Origin of the sequence: Shewanella sp. AS16, assembly GCF_021412365.1 — a bacterium.
GTDB lineage: Bacteria > Pseudomonadota > Gammaproteobacteria > Enterobacterales > Shewanellaceae > Shewanella > Shewanella salipaludis.
This window is the reverse complement of the sequence record NZ_JAKCLK010000360.1, coordinates 1-285: the sequence shown is the minus strand read 5'-3', so window position 1 is coordinate 285 and position 285 is coordinate 1. Positions and strand designations below refer to the sequence as shown.

The window sequence follows — 285 nt, the reverse complement described above, 5'->3', positions numbered from 1 at the left end:
CCTGAACGGCATGAATGCGACGAATAAGATTCAGTGCATCGACAATAAGCAAATGAACAGCCACGATAACCCCCTTAAAGATCAGGCGATAAGGGTAACATTCGATGCCAGAACAGGCTATGGCTGGATGAGAAATCGGGAAGAGGCCTCGCAAAAAGAGGCCTCTGGAGAGCGATTAATCGCAGGCAACGATTTTCATTGCCAGGCCGCCGCGAGACGTTTCACGGTACTTGGCGTTCATATCTTTACCTGTTTCGTACATGGTTTCGATAACTTTGTCGAGGC

1 protein-coding gene is annotated in these 285 nt (G+C 48.8%); it reads right to left on the bottom strand.

Features of this window, described 5'->3' with window-relative positions:
* Nucleotides 1–175 precede the first annotated feature (175 nt).
* The coding region (locus tag LZP73_RS20650) for an L-serine ammonia-lyase, iron-sulfur-dependent, subunit alpha (RefSeq protein WP_133242908.1) at nucleotides 176–285 on the bottom strand (110 nt) is incomplete at its 5' end.